The 16,356-nt window shown below is 35.4% G+C and carries 17 protein-coding genes and 1 riboswitch; of the genes, 9 read left to right on the plus strand and 8 right to left on the minus strand.

The genetic code is table 11. The features are described from left to right. The first annotated feature begins 29 nt into the window (after positions 1 to 29). Positions 30 to 131 (plus strand): DUF3948 family protein, encoded by a 102-nt coding sequence (locus MKX31_RS22570; protein ID WP_001060020.1) that lies wholly within the window; start codon positions 30 to 32, stop codon positions 129 to 131. Positions 132 to 196: 65 nt separating this feature from the next. Here the strand turns inward: MKX31_RS22570 and MKX31_RS22575 are convergent, their stop codons facing one another. Next, entirely contained in the window at positions 197 to 1,144 is a 948-nt protein-coding gene (locus MKX31_RS22575) for a helix-turn-helix transcriptional regulator (protein WP_103656048.1), read from the minus strand. Between the two features lie 133 nt (positions 1,145 to 1,277). Between MKX31_RS22575 and modA the strand changes: the two genes are divergently transcribed. From modA to MKX31_RS22610, 7 genes are all read left to right on the plus strand, one after another. Next, positions 1,278 to 2,084 carry a molybdate ABC transporter substrate-binding protein gene (modA, locus tag MKX31_RS22580; protein ID WP_098110821.1) on the plus strand — a complete coding sequence of 269 codons (807 nt, stop codon included), beginning with the start codon at positions 1,278 to 1,280 and terminating at the stop codon, positions 2,082 to 2,084. Between the two features lie 5 nt (positions 2,085 to 2,089). After that, the gene (gene modB, locus MKX31_RS22585) at positions 2,090 to 2,764 is read left to right on the plus strand and encodes a molybdate ABC transporter permease subunit (protein WP_046956647.1); all 675 of its coding nucleotides are present in this window, start codon (positions 2,090 to 2,092) and stop codon (positions 2,762 to 2,764) included. A 300-nt stretch (positions 2,765 to 3,064) separates the two neighbouring features. Beyond that, entirely contained in the window at positions 3,065 to 3,916 is an 852-nt protein-coding gene (locus tag MKX31_RS22590) for a GRP family sugar transporter (protein WP_000353549.1), read from the plus strand. Between the two features lie 212 nt (positions 3,917 to 4,128). Beyond that, positions 4,129 to 4,932 (plus strand): pyrroline-5-carboxylate reductase, encoded by an 804-nt coding sequence (gene proC / locus MKX31_RS22595; RefSeq protein ID WP_340981579.1) that lies wholly within the window; start codon positions 4,129 to 4,131, stop codon positions 4,930 to 4,932. Between the two features lies 1 nt (position 4,933). Further along, complete coding sequence (locus MKX31_RS22600; protein ID WP_064474396.1) at positions 4,934 to 5,767, plus strand: aldo/keto reductase; 834 nt, start codon at positions 4,934 to 4,936, stop codon at positions 5,765 to 5,767. Between the two features lie 153 nt (positions 5,768 to 5,920). Then, positions 5,921 to 6,025, plus strand: a riboswitch (SAM riboswitch). A gap of 132 nt (positions 6,026 to 6,157) precedes the next feature. Next, positions 6,158 to 7,798: a peptide ABC transporter substrate-binding protein gene (locus MKX31_RS22605; RefSeq protein ID WP_088094838.1), complete on the plus strand. Its 1,641-nt coding sequence runs from the start codon at positions 6,158 to 6,160 to the stop codon at positions 7,796 to 7,798. Between the two features lie 408 nt (positions 7,799 to 8,206). Next, on the plus strand, positions 8,207 to 9,850 hold the full coding sequence (locus MKX31_RS22610) for a peptide ABC transporter substrate-binding protein (RefSeq protein WP_340981580.1): 1,644 nt from the start codon (positions 8,207 to 8,209) through the stop codon (positions 9,848 to 9,850). A 39-nt stretch (positions 9,851 to 9,889) separates the two neighbouring features. On the opposite strand, the gene MKX31_RS22615 is transcribed toward MKX31_RS22610, so the two are convergent. From MKX31_RS22615 to MKX31_RS22625, 3 genes are read right to left on the minus strand one after another with little or no spacing between them, the layout of a single operon-like run. Next, positions 9,890 to 10,198: a hypothetical protein gene (locus MKX31_RS22615; RefSeq protein WP_064474399.1), complete on the minus strand. Its 309-nt coding sequence runs from the start codon at positions 10,196 to 10,198 to the stop codon at positions 9,890 to 9,892. A 35-nt stretch (positions 10,199 to 10,233) separates the two neighbouring features. Beyond that, on the minus strand, positions 10,234 to 10,425 hold the full coding sequence (locus MKX31_RS22620; RefSeq protein WP_064474400.1) for a hypothetical protein: 192 nt from the start codon (positions 10,423 to 10,425) through the stop codon (positions 10,234 to 10,236). Between the two features lie 11 nt (positions 10,426 to 10,436). Next, positions 10,437 to 11,336, minus strand: a complete 900-nt coding sequence (locus MKX31_RS22625; protein WP_088048221.1) for a helix-turn-helix transcriptional regulator — start codon at positions 11,334 to 11,336, stop codon at positions 10,437 to 10,439. 172 nt (positions 11,337 to 11,508) lie between these two features. Between MKX31_RS22625 and MKX31_RS22630 the strand changes: the two genes are divergently transcribed. Beyond that, positions 11,509 to 11,976 carry a YusW family protein gene (locus MKX31_RS22630; RefSeq protein ID WP_064474402.1) on the plus strand — a complete coding sequence of 156 codons (468 nt, stop codon included), beginning with the start codon at positions 11,509 to 11,511 and terminating at the stop codon, positions 11,974 to 11,976. A gap of 29 nt (positions 11,977 to 12,005) precedes the next feature. Here MKX31_RS22630 and MKX31_RS22635 read toward each other — a convergent pair whose 3' ends face one another. Genes MKX31_RS22635 through MKX31_RS22650 form a run of 4 tightly spaced genes read right to left on the minus strand, consistent with a single transcriptional unit; the run spans position 12,006 to position 16,350 of the window. Then, positions 12,006 to 13,595 (minus strand): peptide ABC transporter substrate-binding protein, encoded by a 1,590-nt coding sequence (locus tag MKX31_RS22635; protein WP_154131611.1) that lies wholly within the window; start codon positions 13,593 to 13,595, stop codon positions 12,006 to 12,008. A 13-nt stretch (positions 13,596 to 13,608) separates the two neighbouring features. Next, positions 13,609 to 14,382, minus strand: coding sequence for an ABC transporter ATP-binding protein (locus tag MKX31_RS22640; RefSeq protein WP_064474404.1), 774 nt, complete (start codon positions 14,380 to 14,382; stop codon positions 13,609 to 13,611). Next, complete coding sequence (locus MKX31_RS22645) at positions 14,379 to 15,389, minus strand: ABC transporter ATP-binding protein (RefSeq protein WP_340981584.1); 1,011 nt, start codon at positions 15,387 to 15,389, stop codon at positions 14,379 to 14,381. The genes MKX31_RS22640 and MKX31_RS22645 overlap by 4 nt, the downstream gene beginning before the upstream one ends. Further along, the gene (locus MKX31_RS22650; RefSeq protein WP_064474406.1) at positions 15,346 to 16,350 is read right to left on the minus strand and encodes an ABC transporter permease; all 1,005 of its coding nucleotides are present in this window, start codon (positions 16,348 to 16,350) and stop codon (positions 15,346 to 15,348) included. The genes MKX31_RS22645 and MKX31_RS22650 overlap by 44 nt, the downstream gene beginning before the upstream one ends. Positions 16,351 to 16,356 lie beyond the last annotated feature (6 nt).

A 16,356-nucleotide genomic window follows, 5' to 3' on the forward strand; every position in this document is an offset into this window, starting at 1 on the left:
CTACATTAAACAAATAAGGAGAGATTATAATGAACAACATTACTTTCAACAAATCAGACTTTATCGGACTTGCAAGTGGAGCTACTCTTCTTACGGCCTTCATTTATACACTTGCTCAAAGTCTTGTTTAATACTTTGTTTCCCCAAACCCCTTTATATATAGAAAAAGCTGCTTGTCTTATAGACAAGCAGCTTTTTAGTTTATTTCATATATAATTTGACCTGTTTTCGTCATATCGTATCCGCCAATCGCTTTTAATTCATTACGAAATTCTTCCGATTGCAGAATATCTTTCACAACTTCGATCAGCTCTTCATTTTCTTTATTCTTCAAAATCACTAAATCATACTGTTCTTTCATGATTGGAATAAAGTCTACGTTTACAATCTGTGAAAACTTTTCTGACCCTACTCCTACGTCAGCTTTTCCATTTGCGACTTGCGTGGCAACACCAAGATGATTCGACTCTTCCCATTCATATCCACTAATACGCTCTTTATTTAATTTTTGAATGCGCAATTGTTCATCCACTAACACCCTAATGCCAGAACCTTTTTCTCGATTTACAAATCGTATAGATGATTGAGATAAATCAGCCCATGTTTTTATATTTTTTGGATTTCCCTTTTGCACATAAAACCCAACGTTCCTTGCTAATAAATTAATCATCGTACATGGTTGTCCAACTAAAATACGTTTTACATACGGAACATTATATGTACCCGTTTCGCCATCAAACAAATGCAGACTAACGATACTTCCTTCTCCTTGATACATCTTTACTAAACTCGTTAAACTACCTTGATATGCCCTTAATACATTTGAACTTGGCAAGCGATTTTCTATACGTTTTGCCAACATATCTAACGTTAGTTCTTGTCCGCTAATAATAAATGTATCCAAGCCCCTACTATCTTCACTCTTTACAGGAGTTCCTTGTATTTTCCCTGTTTTCATTTGCTTTATATATTGTTCTAAATCCGTTGCATCAATGCGCATCTGTCTACCGATTCTATAAGAAGGCAGTTCTCCTTTTTTAATTAGATCGTATACAGTTAATTTTGATACTTTTAATCGCTTCGCTACTTCTTCCGTTGTGTAGGAATGATGATCCATAGACGATTCCTCACTTTCTTTCTTCATTGTAACAAAGAAAAGAATATTTCTCCTATATTAAAAAACAACTATATCGTTCAAATTATATTCAATTATAACTAGTTATATCTAGTTATAATTAGTTATAATTAAATATGTCAAAACGAAAGGGGATTTTTTTATGAACAAGTTTACATTACGATCCATCGGAGCACTTATACTTTCTTTTCTTCTTATATTTAGTGCTGCATGTACAAGCGGCGAAAAGAAAGAAAAATCAACTGCTAAAGAAGGAAAAGCAGTAGAACTTACTATATCAGCTGCTGCAAGCTTACAAGATGCACTAAAAGAAATTGAAACAAAATATAAAGAAAAAGAACCTAATATTAAACTTTCTTTTAACTTCGGTGCTTCTGGTGCACTTCAACAACAAATTGAACAAGGCGCGCCTGCTGATTTATTCTTCTCAGCAGCCGAAGATAAATTCCAAACCCTTGTTAAAAAAGGATTTATTAATGAAAAAGAAGGGAAAAATCTTCTTGGAAATGAACTCGTTCTAGTTGTCCCAAAAGATAGTTCTCTTACAAAAATTCAAGATTTAAAAGATGAAAAAATCAAGAAAATCGCACTTGGTACACCTGAATCAGTACCTGCGGGAAAATACGCAAAGGCTTCTCTCACACATGAAAATCTATGGAATGACATTCAAAATAAAATCGTATTTACAAAAGATGTTCGCCAAGTGTTAACATATGTAGAAACAGGTAATGTCGATGCTGGTATTGTATACAAAACCGATGCTCTTATTTCAAACAAAGTAAAGATTGGCGAGACAGCAGCAGCGACTTCGCATGAGCCAATCCACTATCCTTTAGGTGTTATAAAGGAATCTAAGCATAAGAAAGAGGCGACTTCATTTTATGAGTATTTGCAGTCAAAAGATGCACAATCTATCTTTAAGAAATATGGATTTACAGTCCTATCATAATTGCCATGAGCTTTGATGCCATTTTGTCACCGATCTTTCTATCTTTACGAGTAGCTGCATGCGCCACCATTATCGTTACAATTTTAGGAACGATAATCGGACGAGCGCTAGCACGCTCCTCATGGAGATATAAAGTAATATTAGAAACTATTTTCTTATTACCAATGGTACTTCCGCCAACCGTAATCGGCTTTTTTCTCATTATCATTTTTGGAAATAATAGTCCCATTGGAACGTGGGTAGAATCAATATTTCAGCAGTCTATTATGTTCACATCTACTGCTGCGATCATTGCTTCTACAGTTGTTGCATTTCCGCTTATGTACCAATCAGCAAAAACAGGATTTTCTATCGCGAATGTACAAATTGAAGAAAGTGCTCGTGACCTTGGTGCAAGTGAATATCAAGTTTTTCTACACGTCACACTTCCGCTTGCATTTCCGGCCTTACTAAGCGGAATGATTTTAAGCTTTGTTCGTGCACTAGGGGAATTTGGTGCTACGCTCATGTTTGCTGGAAATATCCCTGGTAAAACACAGACAATCCCAACTGCAATTTATATGGCGATTGATGCAAGTAATATGCAACTCGCTTGGACACTAGTAGTTATCACTATTAGTATGTCACTCCTATTTCTGCTATGTATTCAGCTTATTAATAAAAGAATTACTAACCCTTAAAGCAGCTTTTGTCGAAGCTGCTTCATTATTTCTTAGGAAATAAAATATACCAATGGGAAATAACTGAATTTTATATTTTATTAAAATATACATTTTATTTGAATTCACTTTCTAAAATAGGCAATTTCCTGTTATTATATGGAGGTGTTTCAAAAAATGAAGAAATGAAAACGCATTTATATCGTGAATTCTTCATCCTGTTTTAGCGATCGGTAATCTTCTACTCTATTAGTGGGGCATTACCGATCGTTAGAACGATATGTAATTATATTGGTATAGGAAATCGAAGGGAGTCTTGTAATGGACATTTTATTAGCGCTTCTTCCTGCAATTGCATGGGGAAACATCTTATTAGTAAGCGTAAAAATGGGTGGTGGTGCATATAGCCAAACGGTAGGTATGACAATCGGTGCTCTATTCTTCGCAACAATTATGTATGTATTTACTCAACCAGCTTTAACAATGACAGTCTTGATTGTTGGTTTTATTTCAGGTTTATTCTGGGCTTTAGGACAAGTAAACCAATTAAAAACAGTTGAAAAACTAGGTGTTTCAACTACCGTAACAATTTCTACTGGTATGCAACTTGTTGCAACTTCTATCTTTGGAGTTATCGCTTTCCGTGAGTGGACTACTACAACAACGATTGTTCTGGGAACGATTGCAATCCTATTAATCGTAGTTGGTGTTGTATTCACATCACTAGATGACAAAGAAAATGCACAGCCACCAGGACAATTGAAAAAAGGACTTCTTACTTTAATTGTTTCTACTTTCGGTTACCTTGTATATGTAATTATTATTCGTTGGTATAATATCGATGGTTGGTCTGCTATTTTACCACAAGCAGTTGGTATGTTTGTCGGTGCGGTTGTATTGACATCTAAACATAAACCATTTAACAAATATGCAATCCGTAATGCTTTATCTGGTTTACTATGGGGAACTGGAAACTTATTCTTACTTCTTTCATTACCACGTGTCGGAGTAGCAACAAGCTTCCCATTATCTCAAACTGGAATCGTTATCTCAACATTCGGTGCGATTGTCTTCTTAGGTGAAAAGAAAACAAAACGTCAATTGATCTTTATTGCACTAGGTAGTGTTTTAATTATCGGCGGCGCTGTATTGTTAGGTATGACAAAAGCATAAACTTATAATCTATTAATCCCTGAAGCAATTATGCTTCAGGGATTTTTTATTACAACTATTTTTTAAGTATAATAATTTTTATAACCTTATTTGTATTAACCCTCCTCCCTCCATTTTCATCCTTTTCACGATAATTCTTTTCTTTTTACAAAATCCTCTTAAAAATGGTATCGTTTTTTATAACATATCTTCACTAGAAAGGAATAAAGGATATGCTAACTAAACATCGAATTCTATTTATTGGTGCTGGTCGTATGGCAGAAGCTATATTTTCCGGATTACTTAAAACAAGCAAAGAATACATCGAAGAAATTATCGTTTCTAACCGCAGCAACGTAGAAAAGCTAGAACAATTACGAGCGCGATATAATGTGTCTATCACAACAGATTGGAAGCAGCATGTTACATCTGTTGATACGATTGTTTTAGCAATGCCACCTTCTGCACATGAAGAATTATTAGCAGAATTATCTCCGTTACTATCGAATCAACTTGTCGTAACGGTAGCTGCTGGCATTGGCCCATCTTATTTAGAAGAAAAACTTCCCGGGGGAACACCTGTCGCTTGGATTATGCCAAATACAGCTGCTGAAATTGGAAAGTCTATCTCCTTATATACAATGGGACGATCAGTAAACGAGATGCATCAAGAAACCCTGCAACTGCTTTTAAGAGGCATTGGCACTTCGCAACTTTGCACTGAAGAAGAAGTTCATCAGCTTACTGCAGTTACTGGAAGTGCACCAGCTTTCCTTTATTACTTTGCTGAAAGCTTAATTGAAGCAACAAAAAATTATGGAGTCGATGAAGCAACCGCAAAACACCTTGTCATTCAAATGATTTCCGGCTCTGCTTCTATGCTTGAACAAACGCAAGATCCAGCTAACCTCCGCGAACAAGTGACAACACCAGGTGGTTCCACAGCTGAGGGTCTCAAAGCTTTATATGAATATAATTTTTCAGAGGCAATTCAAAAAGCAGTAGAAGCAACAAACAAAAAAGCTAGGGGGAAATAATATGAATTTAACAAGTTTAAAAGACTATACAACATTACATAACGGTGTAAAAATGCCTTGGTTCGGTTTAGGTGTTTTTAAAGTAGAAGATGGTTCAGAAGTAATTGAATCTGTAAAAGCAGCAATTAAAAATGGCTATCGCAGCATTGATACTGCAGCAATTTATCAAAACGAAGAAGGCGTTGGACAAGCGATTCGTGAATCAGGTGTTTCACGTGAAGAATTATTTGTTACATCAAAAGTATGGAATAGCGATCAAGGATATGAAACAACACTTCAAGCATTTGAAACTACATTAGAGAAATTAGGTCTAGAATATTTAGATTTATATTTAGTACATTGGCCTGTAAAAGGGAAATATACTGAATCATGGAAAGCGTTAGAAAAACTTTATAAAGATGGCCGTGTTCGTGCTATCGGTGTGAGTAATTTCCACATTCACCACTTACAAGACGTATTTGAAATCGCTGAGATTAAGCCAATGGTCAACCAAGTGGAATACCACCCACGTTTAGCACAAGAAGAGCTACACGCTTTCTGTAAAGAACATAACATCCAGCTTGAAGCTTGGTCACCATTAATGCAGGGACAACTACTGGATAATTCAACATTAAAAGACATTGCGACAAAATATAATAAATCAACTGCACAAATTATTTTACGCTGGGATTTACAAAATGAAGTTGTAACAATCCCTAAATCTATTAAAGAACATCGCATTATTGAAAATGCAAATATATTCGATTTTGAATTAAGTGCTGATGACATGAAAGCAATTCAAGCTCTAAATGAAGAGCGTCGCGTTGGTCCAGATCCAGATAACTTTAACTTCTAGTAGAAAAACCACTGCCATATGCAGTGGTTTTTTTCACTTAATAAAACTGAAAATTTAAACTATATTTCAATTGGTTGACACTTCATTATCCAAGGTGTAAGATTTTGAATTATCAAAGAAACACAAAAATTAATAAAATTCATTCGTTTACTCATTGTATCAAGAGAGGTGGAGGGACTGGCCCTTTGAAACCTCGGCAACAGGTTCATTTTGAACACTGTGCCACTTCCTGCAAGCTTTGTGCTTGAAAGATAGAATGAGGGACTTCGTTTATATACGGGTGCATAACTTGTACGTAAAAATCCCTCTTTCTCAATATGAAAAGAGGGATTTTTTATTTTTCATTTCCCTCATCATCATCCAAACTTAATTATTTAGGAGGAAAATCAAATGAAAAAGAAGTTTGTACCCGGTATTGCATCAGTTGTAGGAGTAAGTATTTTATTAACTGGTTGCGGTAGTTATAAAAACGAAGCAAGCGGAGCAAATGCAAAAGACGAGGCACCTAGTAAACAGGTTTTAAACTTATCTTCACCTACTGAAATACGAACAATGGATACAGCCCGTGCTACAGATACTGATTCTGGTCAAGTAATGAGAAACGTATTTGAAGGTTTGTATAATCTTGGTGAAGGCAACAAACCTGTCCCTGGCGTTGCAAAATCTCATGAAGTAAGTGGCGATAAAACGAAATACACATTCCATTTACGAGATTCAAAATGGTCAAACGGCACTCCTGTCACAGCGAAAGATTTTGTCTTTGCTTGGCAAAGAGCTGTCGATCCAGCAACAGCCTCTGAATATGCATTTCTATTCTTTGATATTAAAAACGCAACAAAAATTAACAACAAAGAACTTCCAGCCGATCAACTTGGTGTAAAAGCAATTGATGACCATACGTTTGAGGTAGAATTAGAACGTCCTGTTCCGTACTTTATTAGCTTAACAGCGTTCCCAACATTTCTACCAATTAACGAGGAATTCTTTAAATCACAAGGTGATAAGTACGCTTTAGAAGACAATACAATCTTGTACAACGGAGCTTTTACACTAAGCGATTGGAAGCATGAGCAAAGCTTTAAATTTAAGAAAAACCCTACCTATTGGGATAAAGATACTGTCAAACTGGAAGAAATCAATTTTAACGTCGTAAAAGAAAAATCTACAGAAGTAAATTTATTCGAGTCAAAACAATTAGATCGTATCAAACTAACATCTGACTTCGTTGATAAATATAAAAAGGATGCTAACTTTAAAGAACGGCCAAACGTAGGGGTACAGTTTCTACGTATGAATCAACAAAACAAAGTACTTCAAAACGTTTCTGCACGCCAAGCAATCGATCAAACAATTGATCGAAAATCCTTTGTAAATACGTTATTAAATGACGGCTCTACCCCAACCTCTAGTCTCGTGCCGAAAAACTTTGCAAAAGGACCTGACGGAACAGACTTCCGTGCTGCAAACGGCGATTTAACAAAGGTTGATACAAAATCTGCTCAAGAATTATGGAAAAAAGCAAAACAAGAACTTGGGTCTGAAAAAATAACGTTAGAACTATTAACAAGTGACGGTGACCTTGAAAAGAAAACTGGTGAATTCTTAAAAGGACAACTAGAAAAGAATTTAGATGGATTAACAGTAAATATAAAGCCGCAACCACGTAAACAACAAGTTTCACTTTTATTAAAAGGTGACTACGAAATTGGAATTGACGGCTGGAGCCCTGACTTTGCGGATCCAATTACATTCCTTGAGCTATTTACAACGAATAACCCTTACAACTTAGATCATTACTCTAATAAGGAGTTTGATGAAACAATAGCAAAAGTGAAAACGACTTTAGCCGGTGATGAAAAAGCTCGCTGGGAAGCATTACTAGCATCCGAGAAAATATTATTTAAAGACTCTGTTATCGCTCCTCTTTACCAAAAAGGCGAATCTTATTTAGAACGTTCTTATGTGAAAGGAATTGTGCAAGTAGACTTTGCAGGTCAATTAAACTTCAAATGGGCAAAAATTGAAAAATAAAGCGCAACTTTAATCAGTGGGTTTTTCTTCATCCTCCACTGATTATTAGCCCACACCAATTATTTTTTTAGCAAAACATATGAAAAGCAGATTCCCTAATACGAGGAAATCTGCTTTTTTAATATATTATTCTAAGAAATTAACAATCTATTTTTATTATTGACATATAGTTATTTCCAGTGTTAATATTCTAAATAATCAAAGAAACGAAATATTTCACCATCAAAATATAACGTCTACTACGTTGAAACATATAACGATAGATTATAGTTCAACATGTATATACATATAGAACATCTGATTAACTACATACACATATCTATAATAGGTTTTCTCTTCTTCTATAGCTACACTTCAAAACTTGGAAATTACGACGTTACGAACAACACTTTTAGGGAGGAACGAACAATGAAGAAAAAAGTTGTACCTGTTGTTGCATCTGTTTTAGGGGCAAGTCTATTACTAACTGCTTGCGGGGGAAATAAAGATCATGCAAGCGGAGCGAAAGCAAATGATAAAGCACCTGATAAGCAGGCAATTAACTTATCATTCGCTTCAGAAATTCCAACAATGGATGTTGCAAAAGCAACGGATGGGGAATCCATGAGCGTAATGCGCAATGTTTTTGAAGGTTTATATGCAATGGGAGAAGATAACAAACCAATTCCTGGTGTTGCTGAGTCGGTTGACCTTAGTCCTGATAAAACAAAATATACATTCCACCTGCGTGATTCAAAATGGTCAAACGGTACTCCAGTTACAGCAAAGGACTTTGTCTTCGCTTGGCAACGTGCCGTAAATCCTGATACAGCAGCTGAATATGCATTCTTATTCTTCGATATACAGAATGCGAAACAAATAAGCCAGAAACAATTACCAATTGATCAACTAGGGGTCAAAGCTCTTGATGATAAAACGTTAGAAGTACAACTAGACCGTCCTGTTCCCTACTTCTTAAGCTTAACGACATTCTCAACATTCTTACCAATTAATGAAGATTACTTAAAATCTCAGGGCGATAAATATGGTTTAGAAACAAATCATTTAATTTACAACGGTGCTTTCACATTAGATAACTGGAAACACGAGCAAAGCTTCCAATTGAAGAAGAACCCTAACTATTGGGATGCCAAAACTGTAAAATTAGAAGAAATCAACTTCAATGTCGTTAAAGATAAGTCTACAGAAGTTAACTTATACGATTCAGGACAAATCGATCGTGTTGCTTTAACTGCAGAGTTTGTTGATAAATATAAGGGCGATCCAAACTTCAAGGACCGCGCTGAAGTTGGTATTCAATTCTTACGACTCAATCAAAAAAATGAAACATTAAAAAATCAACATGCACGGCTTGCTATTAACGGAGCAATGAATAAAAAAGCATACGTAGAAACAATTTTAAATAATGGTGCTGTTCCAGCTGAAGGAGTGGTTCCTGCGAAATTCGCGAAAAGTCCAGAAGGCACTGACTTCCGTAAAGAAAATGGAAACCTAGTCAAAGATGATGTGAAAACAGCAAAAGAAAACTGGAAAAAAGCGAAACAAGAACTTGGTACTGACAAAGTAACAATCGAACTATTAACAAGTGATAATGCTTTAGCTAAAAAGACTGGTGAATATTTAAAAGGTGAACTAGAAAAGAATCTAGATGGATTAACATTGACGTTAAAACCACAACCACGTAAACAACAGCTGAAACTACTATTAAGTGGTGACTATGAAATCGGTATTGATGGCTGGGGCCCTGACTTCGCTGATCCAATTACATTCTTAGATTTATTTACAACAGATAGCGCTTATAACTTCGATAAATACTCTAACAAAGAGTACGATGCGCTCATTCATAAAGTGAAAACAGATTTAGCTGGCGATGAAAAGGCTCGCTTTGAAGCAATGAAGCAAGCTGAAAAAATCCTATTACAAGACGGTGCTGTCGCTCCTTTATACCAACAAGGTCGTTCTTACCTACAACGCGGATTTATTAAAGGGCTTGTAACAACTGACTTCGGCGGTGAATTTAACTACAAGTGGACAGAAGTTGCAAAATATTAAAATAAAAAAGGTATCCAATCGCAGGATACCTTTTTTATTTTATACTTCTTTAACTACATGACTTCTTCTCTTTACTATTCCTTTTATAGATACAGTAATTACTGCTACCAATTGTGTAACTAATATAATGACTAATAATGAAATAATATTTTTTTCTAAACTAACTCCCCCAAATATTATTGTATAATAGCCATTCGCTGCATATGTTGCGGGAAATAATTCGCCGATTGTTTCATATGTTTTAGAAAGCATCTCGTGTGGTACAATTACACCCGAACTTACAAGTTGTAACGATAGTGAAATTATATTAAAGATCATACCTGCATTTCCGAAAACAATTATGAACATTTGTGTTAATGAAAGAAAGGCGAAGAAGACTATTTTTAATAATCCTCTTCCCCTTCTTTTTGCATTGAACCAAAACTCATCATAAATATAAACACAAACATCAAATATGTTCTCCACGTCAAAGAGGGTATATGCCCTGACCAAAGATAGCTAATGAAATAGTTAATTCCCATAATACAAGACGATACTACTAAACTAATACTTATTAGTTTTACATATTTGAGCATATCTTTTCTCCTTACTTTTCTATCTCTTCAAATTGCAGATTTACCGGCTCTTCTAGGAGTGTTTCATAAAAGTTTTCAGCCAAATCTGTTGAAGGAATTTTTTCATCCACTTCATCAAATCGAATACTATCTAGCCACACACAACCTTCTCCTGCTAATAAGACACCAAATGCAATACCAAGCGCTCCTTCTTTTATATCTAATACAACCGAATACGATTGCCAGTTATTCGTATTTTTAATTGGGCGATTTTGCATGTTATCCATAGCGAGTGGTTCTGTATCTTTTCCGTCTACTCGCATCCACAATCCTGCCCAATCTCTTACGTTCTCACTCTTAACAAATGCTGTTAAACGTAATCTTTTACCTACATATCTATCGGCTCGGAACATTTGCATTAATGTTGAAAATCCTCCGTGCGTAACATTCTCTTTTGCTTTTATGTATGCAGATACTTTTCCTTGATGGGCAACTTCATAATCTAAACCCATCTCATATTCAGCAGGATGACTTCCACTTAAGATCCATCCTTTCGGTATACCTTTTTGCATTGAAACACCCTCTCTTTCTATATAAAATGACTGAAAGTACTTTCGATATTTCTTTGGTGGCAATTGAAACATTCTTTTAAAAGCTCTTGTAAATGCCTCTTGTGAGGAAAAACCGTATTGCACTGCAATATCAATAACAGCTCTCTCCGTTGACACTAAAACTTGCGCAGCATGAGTTAACCTTCTCTTTCGAATATAATCCGTTACACTCATCCCAACATATCTTTGAAAGATGCGATGAAAATGGTACATCGATACTGCACTGTGAGACGCCACTCTTTCTGTTGTAAGCTCCTCATGTAAGTGATCCTCTATATATTCAATTGCTTGTTTTATCATCTCTTTATATTCTCCATGCATTTTAGTACCCCCTCACAACCTTAATTTACCATATACATACAAATCATTTTTGATTTAAATTGCGAATTAAACTTTGTGGCTACAAGTTAATAATTTATTTTCAACACATACATAATTACATGATTTTGGGAAAAACTTGTATAGAACGAATTTACATAAGGAGGAAATTATAATGAGAATTTTACTATCAGTTTTATTAGCGCTTATGCTAGTACCTGTATTAACAGGATGTAAAGCTCCTGCGAAAGAAGATACAACTTCTAATAAGAAAACTACTGAAGAAGCAAAAAATGAAGCTCCTGCTGATTTAAAACTTAACTTCAATGAATTTAGTTTAGATGCAGACTATCAAGATACGAAGAAAGACTACGAGGCTGATTATAAAAATGCAGCAGCAGATAAAAAAATGGAAGCAAAACTTGAAGACCACAAATCAAATGCAAAGTTTACAGGTGACGAGGCTATTACAAAATTAAGCCCACTTCTACAAGAATTAAAATTTGATAAAGATACTCCTGACCAAGAAGTAATCGATCAAGTAGTAAATGTGTTCAAACTTGATAAAGACTATCAAAAGTTTGATTTAGAAGTTGTCTTCTCTGATGGAACGAAAAAAGAATATAAAAGAGAAATAAAATAAAGAAGTAGGCGGTTGCCTACTTCTTTATTTTATTTTTTAGCATATCGTAAGCTCGGTTGAGATCCTACATAGTATTCTAATCCAGATACAGATAATTTTTGTAAATAAGAATCTGTTGGGAATACAAGTGGGATTAAAGGATATTCTGTAAACATAATATCCTCTGCTTGATGTAATAAGTCAAAGCGTTTATTTTCATCTTGTTCTAATTTTGCTTGATTAATTAAATTATCGAAGTCTTTATTAAACCATTTTGCATAGTTATTTGGACCATCACCTGCATAAATTTCTAATTGTGCAGCTGGATCTAATGTAGATCCTCCCCATCCCATATATGCAATTTGGAAGTCACTTTGTTTGTACATATCAATATAACTTTTCCACTCTTTACCTTCTATTTTTACATCTACACCAAGATTTTTCTTAAACATTTCTTGAAGTGTTTCAGCTATTTTCTTCTTATCTGAATATTTCACTGTTACTTCTGGAAGTGTAGTCCATCCTTCTTCCTTCATTCCTTCTTCTAATAGAGTCTTAGCTACTGCAGGATCATATTTAAAATAGTCACCTTTCTCTTTACGGAAGTCGCGACCACTTTCTGTTTTTGCTCCCTCTGGCACAAAGCCATATGCTTCTTTTGCATTATTCTTTAATATTTTCTCTACGATAAACTTGCGATCTACAGCTATTGCAAAAGCTTTACGAATTTTCGCATTTGTAAATGGCGGCTTTTCTGAATTAAATGAGTAAATATGAGTTGAGTAGTCTTGCATTTTTTTAAACTCTTTATTATTCTGTTCCTTTTCAACTAAATCTGTTGGTATGTGAGATAGTAAATCTAATTCTCCAGATTTATATAATTGATACGCTGTTTTACCTTCAGGGATAATACGGAATTCAATCTCTTTTGATGCTACTTTTTTATCATGAAACTCTTTATTTTTTTCTAAAATAATCGTTTGATTATGCTTCCATTCTTTCAATGTGAAAGGACCATTTGTAATTAATTCTTTTGGATCTACTTTTAGTTTACCTTTTTCATCAATAGATTTTTTATTAAGTGGAATATATAACGACTGGGATAATGTCCGTTTAATAGATGTCACTGGATGTTCAAATTGTAGCTTTAGAGTTACATCATCTACAGCTTGAATTCCTACTGCATCTTCTGCACCTTTCCCTGTATTAAATGCTTCTCCACCCTTAATGAAATATAGTTCTGTTGCATTCATAGAACCCGTTTTAGGATTTAATATTCTCTTCCAAGCAAATTCAAAATCTTTTGCTGTTAACGGGGAGCCATCAGACCATTTTAATCCTTTTTTCAAATAGAATGTATACTCTTTTCCATCCGCTCCAGCTTCCTCTTTCTCTACTAAATCCTTTTCAAACTTCCCGTCAGTTGTCTGTCTATACAAAGTTGCAAATAAGTGCTCAATTACATAATTAGAGTTATTATCTGTTGAAATCGCTGAATCTAGCGTGTAAGGGTCACTACCAAGATTCGTTACAAAACGGTCTCCTTTACTAGCACTTGCTTTTGAAGTATCTTTCTTGCCACAAGCTACAGAAGTAATTGCTAATACGGTCATAATGACAAATAATAAAAACTTCTTCATCTTACATTCTCCTTTAACCTGAAATTTTTGGTGTTGATGCTAATAATGTTTTTGTATAAGAATGTTGTGGATTACGGAACACTTCATCCGTATTTCCAAATTCAACAAGTTCTCCTTTATATAAGACAGCCACTTTTTCACATAAGTAGTGAACCATCGGTAAATCATGTGCGATAAATAAATATGTATAGCCTTGTTCCTTTTGAATCTTTTGCAACAAGTGCACAATTTGGATTTGAAGTGAAACATCTAATGCTGAAATTGGTTCATCCAGGATTAATACTTCTGGATCACATAATAACGCCCTTGCAATAGCGATCCGTTGACGTTGTCCCCCGCTAAATTCGTGTGGGTATCGATCAATATATCGTCTATCTAATCCAACACGTTCTAGCGCATCACCTGCTACCTCATCTTTCAATCCTTTATCACCTAAACCGAATGAAATATATCCTTCTGTTACGCTATCGCGTACTTTCCAGCGCGGATTTAATGCAGCTGTTGAATCTTGAAAAATGAATTGTACTTTCTGCAAGAAATCTCGCTTATGAGCTGACTTCAACTTGTGAACAACTTGATCGTTATAATCAATTTCACCAGACGTTGGGCTCTCGATCCCAGCTATGAGCTTACCAAGTGTTGTTTTCCCTGAACCACTTTCTCCAATAATGCCAAGCGTTGTTCCTTTCGGGATAGAAAGTGATATATCTTTTAACGCCGCTATTTCTTTCTTCTTACTTCCATACGTTTTCGTTACTTGCTTTACAGTAATTAAATCTGTCGTCATGAGGCATTCACCTTCTCTTTTGATTTCGCTTGGCCATGCTCTAAAACATGTTGCCAACAATGTGAACTGTGTTCCTCAGAATATGATGTTCTATCAGGGAAACGATGAATGCATTCTTGTATTGCTACTGGGCATCTATTTACAAATGGGCACCCAAAGCTATTTAGCGTTTCAATTGATGGTGTTGTTCCCTCAATGGACCTAAGTACCTTTTCGGAATCATCCATATTTGGAATAGCTTGCAATAAACTTTTCGTATATGAGTGCTTAGGTGAACCTATCACTTCTTGTATCGTCCCTTTTTCAACAACACGTCCCCCGTACATCACAACTACTCGATCGGCTACTTCACGTACAAGTGCCAAATCGTGGGTAATTAATAAAATACTCGTATTTTGTTTTTCTTTTCGCTCTTTTAATAACCCCATAATTTGCTTTTGAATCGTTACATCTAATGCAGTTGTAGGCTCATCTGCAATAACGAGCTTTGGGTGACACGCAAACGCAATTGCTAAACAAATACGTTGCCTCATACCTCCGCTTAATTGATGTGGGTACTGTTCAAAACGTTTCTCTGCTTCATGTATCCCTAAATCATTCAATAAGTTAATCGCAATTTCTTTTGCTTCTCTTTTCGATTTTTTCTCATGTTGCAAGATCACCTCTGTAATTTGCCTTCCTACTTTCATCGTCGGATTTAAAGAGGACAGAGGGTCTTGAAAGATAAACGAAATATCTTTCCCTCGAATTTGATTCCATTCTGATTGTTGTAAATTCGTTAATCCTTGAGATTGGAAAGAAATGCTTCCATCATCGATGTGAATAGATTCTTGATTTAGTCCGACAATGGATTGTGCTGTAACACTTTTTCCTGAACCACTTTCTCCTACAAGTGCAACGATTTCACCTTCGTTAATAGAAAAGGAAACATGCTTCACAATTGCTTGCTTACTATTCTCTTTTTCAACGGCCAATGTTACGTTTTCTAAAGATAAGAGCTGTCCCATGTTTTTTCTCCTTTCGATTCCTTTTTACGATTTTTGGATCAATTGCATCTTGCAAACCATCACCAATTGCATTAAATGCGAACATGATGAGCGCAATCATCAGCGATGGGAAGAAAAGTTGCCACCATTCCCCACTTAATAGTGTCCCGAGCGCATCGTTCGTCATCGTCCCCCAGCTTGCTGCTGGTGATTGTACCCCGAGTCCGATAAAACTTAAAAATGATTCTGAGAAAATAGCTGCGGGAATTGTAAATGATAAATTTACGATAATAATGCCTGTTAAGTTCGGAATGATATGTCCGTATATAATCTTCATATGCGATGTACCTAATCGCTCTGCTGCAATAACAAATTCTCTTTGCTTTAAAGATAAGACTTGTGCCCTAACGAGACGTGCCATACCAATCCACCCTGTTAATGCAAGAGCAATGATAATTGTAAAAAGTCCTGGTTTCATAATGATTAATAGTAAAATAACAATTAATAAATATGGAATACCGTATAATACTTCAATCCCTCGTACAATCCACTCATCAATTAACGTTCCAAGGCGATTACGCCCTCTCACATATCCACTAAATCCCCCAATCAGTACACCAAGTCCTATATCAAGAACGGCTGCTATTAATCCAACTACTAATGAAATTTTCCCACCAGCCCAAGTACGTGCCCAAATATCCCGACCTAAATCATCTGTTCCGAACCAATGCTCACTACTAGGAGGTAAATTTGTCGCCTCTTTTACTTGTTCACTCGCGGTAAAAGGGGTTAAACTTTCACCGATAAGAGAGAAAATAATAATGAGTAATAATGTCACCGCTCCTAGAACTGCGATCGGATTTGATACAAACTTACGAAACACTTCTTTTTTTCGACTAATCGTTTGCTGCTCTTTATTTATCGTTAATTCTTTTTTCTCTTCATTCGTTAATAACTGTTTATTGATTTCATAAGCTCCCATTTAAAT

Origin of the sequence: Bacillus sp. FSL M8-0063, assembly GCF_038005545.1 — a bacterium.
GTDB lineage: Bacteria > Bacillota > Bacilli > Bacillales > Bacillaceae_G > Bacillus_A > Bacillus_A wiedmannii.

Bases quoted from the DNA above. Each gene is read 5' to 3' on its own strand.
- MKX31_RS22570 (WP_001060020.1), top strand. From the start codon at position 30: ATGAACAACATTACTTTCAACAAATCAGACTTTATCGGACTTGCAAGT.
- MKX31_RS22575 (WP_103656048.1), bottom strand. From the start codon at position 1,144: ATGAAGAAAGAAAGTGAGGAATCGTCTATGGATCATCATTCCTACACA.
- modA (WP_098110821.1), top strand. From the start codon at position 1,278: ATGAACAAGTTTACATTACGATCCATCGGAGCACTTATACTTTCTTTT.
- modB (WP_046956647.1), top strand. From the start codon at position 2,090: ATGAGCTTTGATGCCATTTTGTCACCGATCTTTCTATCTTTACGAGTA.
- MKX31_RS22590 (WP_000353549.1), top strand. From the start codon at position 3,065: ATGGACATTTTATTAGCGCTTCTTCCTGCAATTGCATGGGGAAACATC.
- proC (WP_340981579.1), top strand. From the start codon at position 4,129: ATGCTAACTAAACATCGAATTCTATTTATTGGTGCTGGTCGTATGGCA.
- MKX31_RS22600 (WP_064474396.1), top strand. From the start codon at position 4,934: ATGAATTTAACAAGTTTAAAAGACTATACAACATTACATAACGGTGTA.
- MKX31_RS22605 (WP_088094838.1), top strand. From the start codon at position 6,158: ATGAAAAAGAAGTTTGTACCCGGTATTGCATCAGTTGTAGGAGTAAGT.
- MKX31_RS22610 (WP_340981580.1), top strand. From the start codon at position 8,207: ATGAAGAAAAAAGTTGTACCTGTTGTTGCATCTGTTTTAGGGGCAAGT.
- MKX31_RS22615 (WP_064474399.1), bottom strand. From the start codon at position 10,198: ATGTTCATAATTGTTTTCGGAAATGCAGGTATGATCTTTAATATAATT.
- MKX31_RS22620 (WP_064474400.1), bottom strand. From the start codon at position 10,425: ATGCTCAAATATGTAAAACTAATAAGTATTAGTTTAGTAGTATCGTCT.
- MKX31_RS22625 (WP_088048221.1), bottom strand. From the start codon at position 11,336: ATGCATGGAGAATATAAAGAGATGATAAAACAAGCAATTGAATATATA.
- MKX31_RS22630 (WP_064474402.1), top strand. From the start codon at position 11,509: ATGAGAATTTTACTATCAGTTTTATTAGCGCTTATGCTAGTACCTGTA.
- MKX31_RS22635 (WP_154131611.1), bottom strand. From the start codon at position 13,595: ATGAAGAAGTTTTTATTATTTGTCATTATGACCGTATTAGCAATTACT.
- MKX31_RS22640 (WP_064474404.1), bottom strand. From the start codon at position 14,382: ATGACGACAGATTTAATTACTGTAAAGCAAGTAACGAAAACGTATGGA.
- MKX31_RS22645 (WP_340981584.1), bottom strand. From the start codon at position 15,389: ATGGGACAGCTCTTATCTTTAGAAAACGTAACATTGGCCGTTGAAAAA.
- MKX31_RS22650 (WP_064474406.1), bottom strand. From the start codon at position 16,350: ATGGGAGCTTATGAAATCAATAAACAGTTATTAACGAATGAAGAGAAA.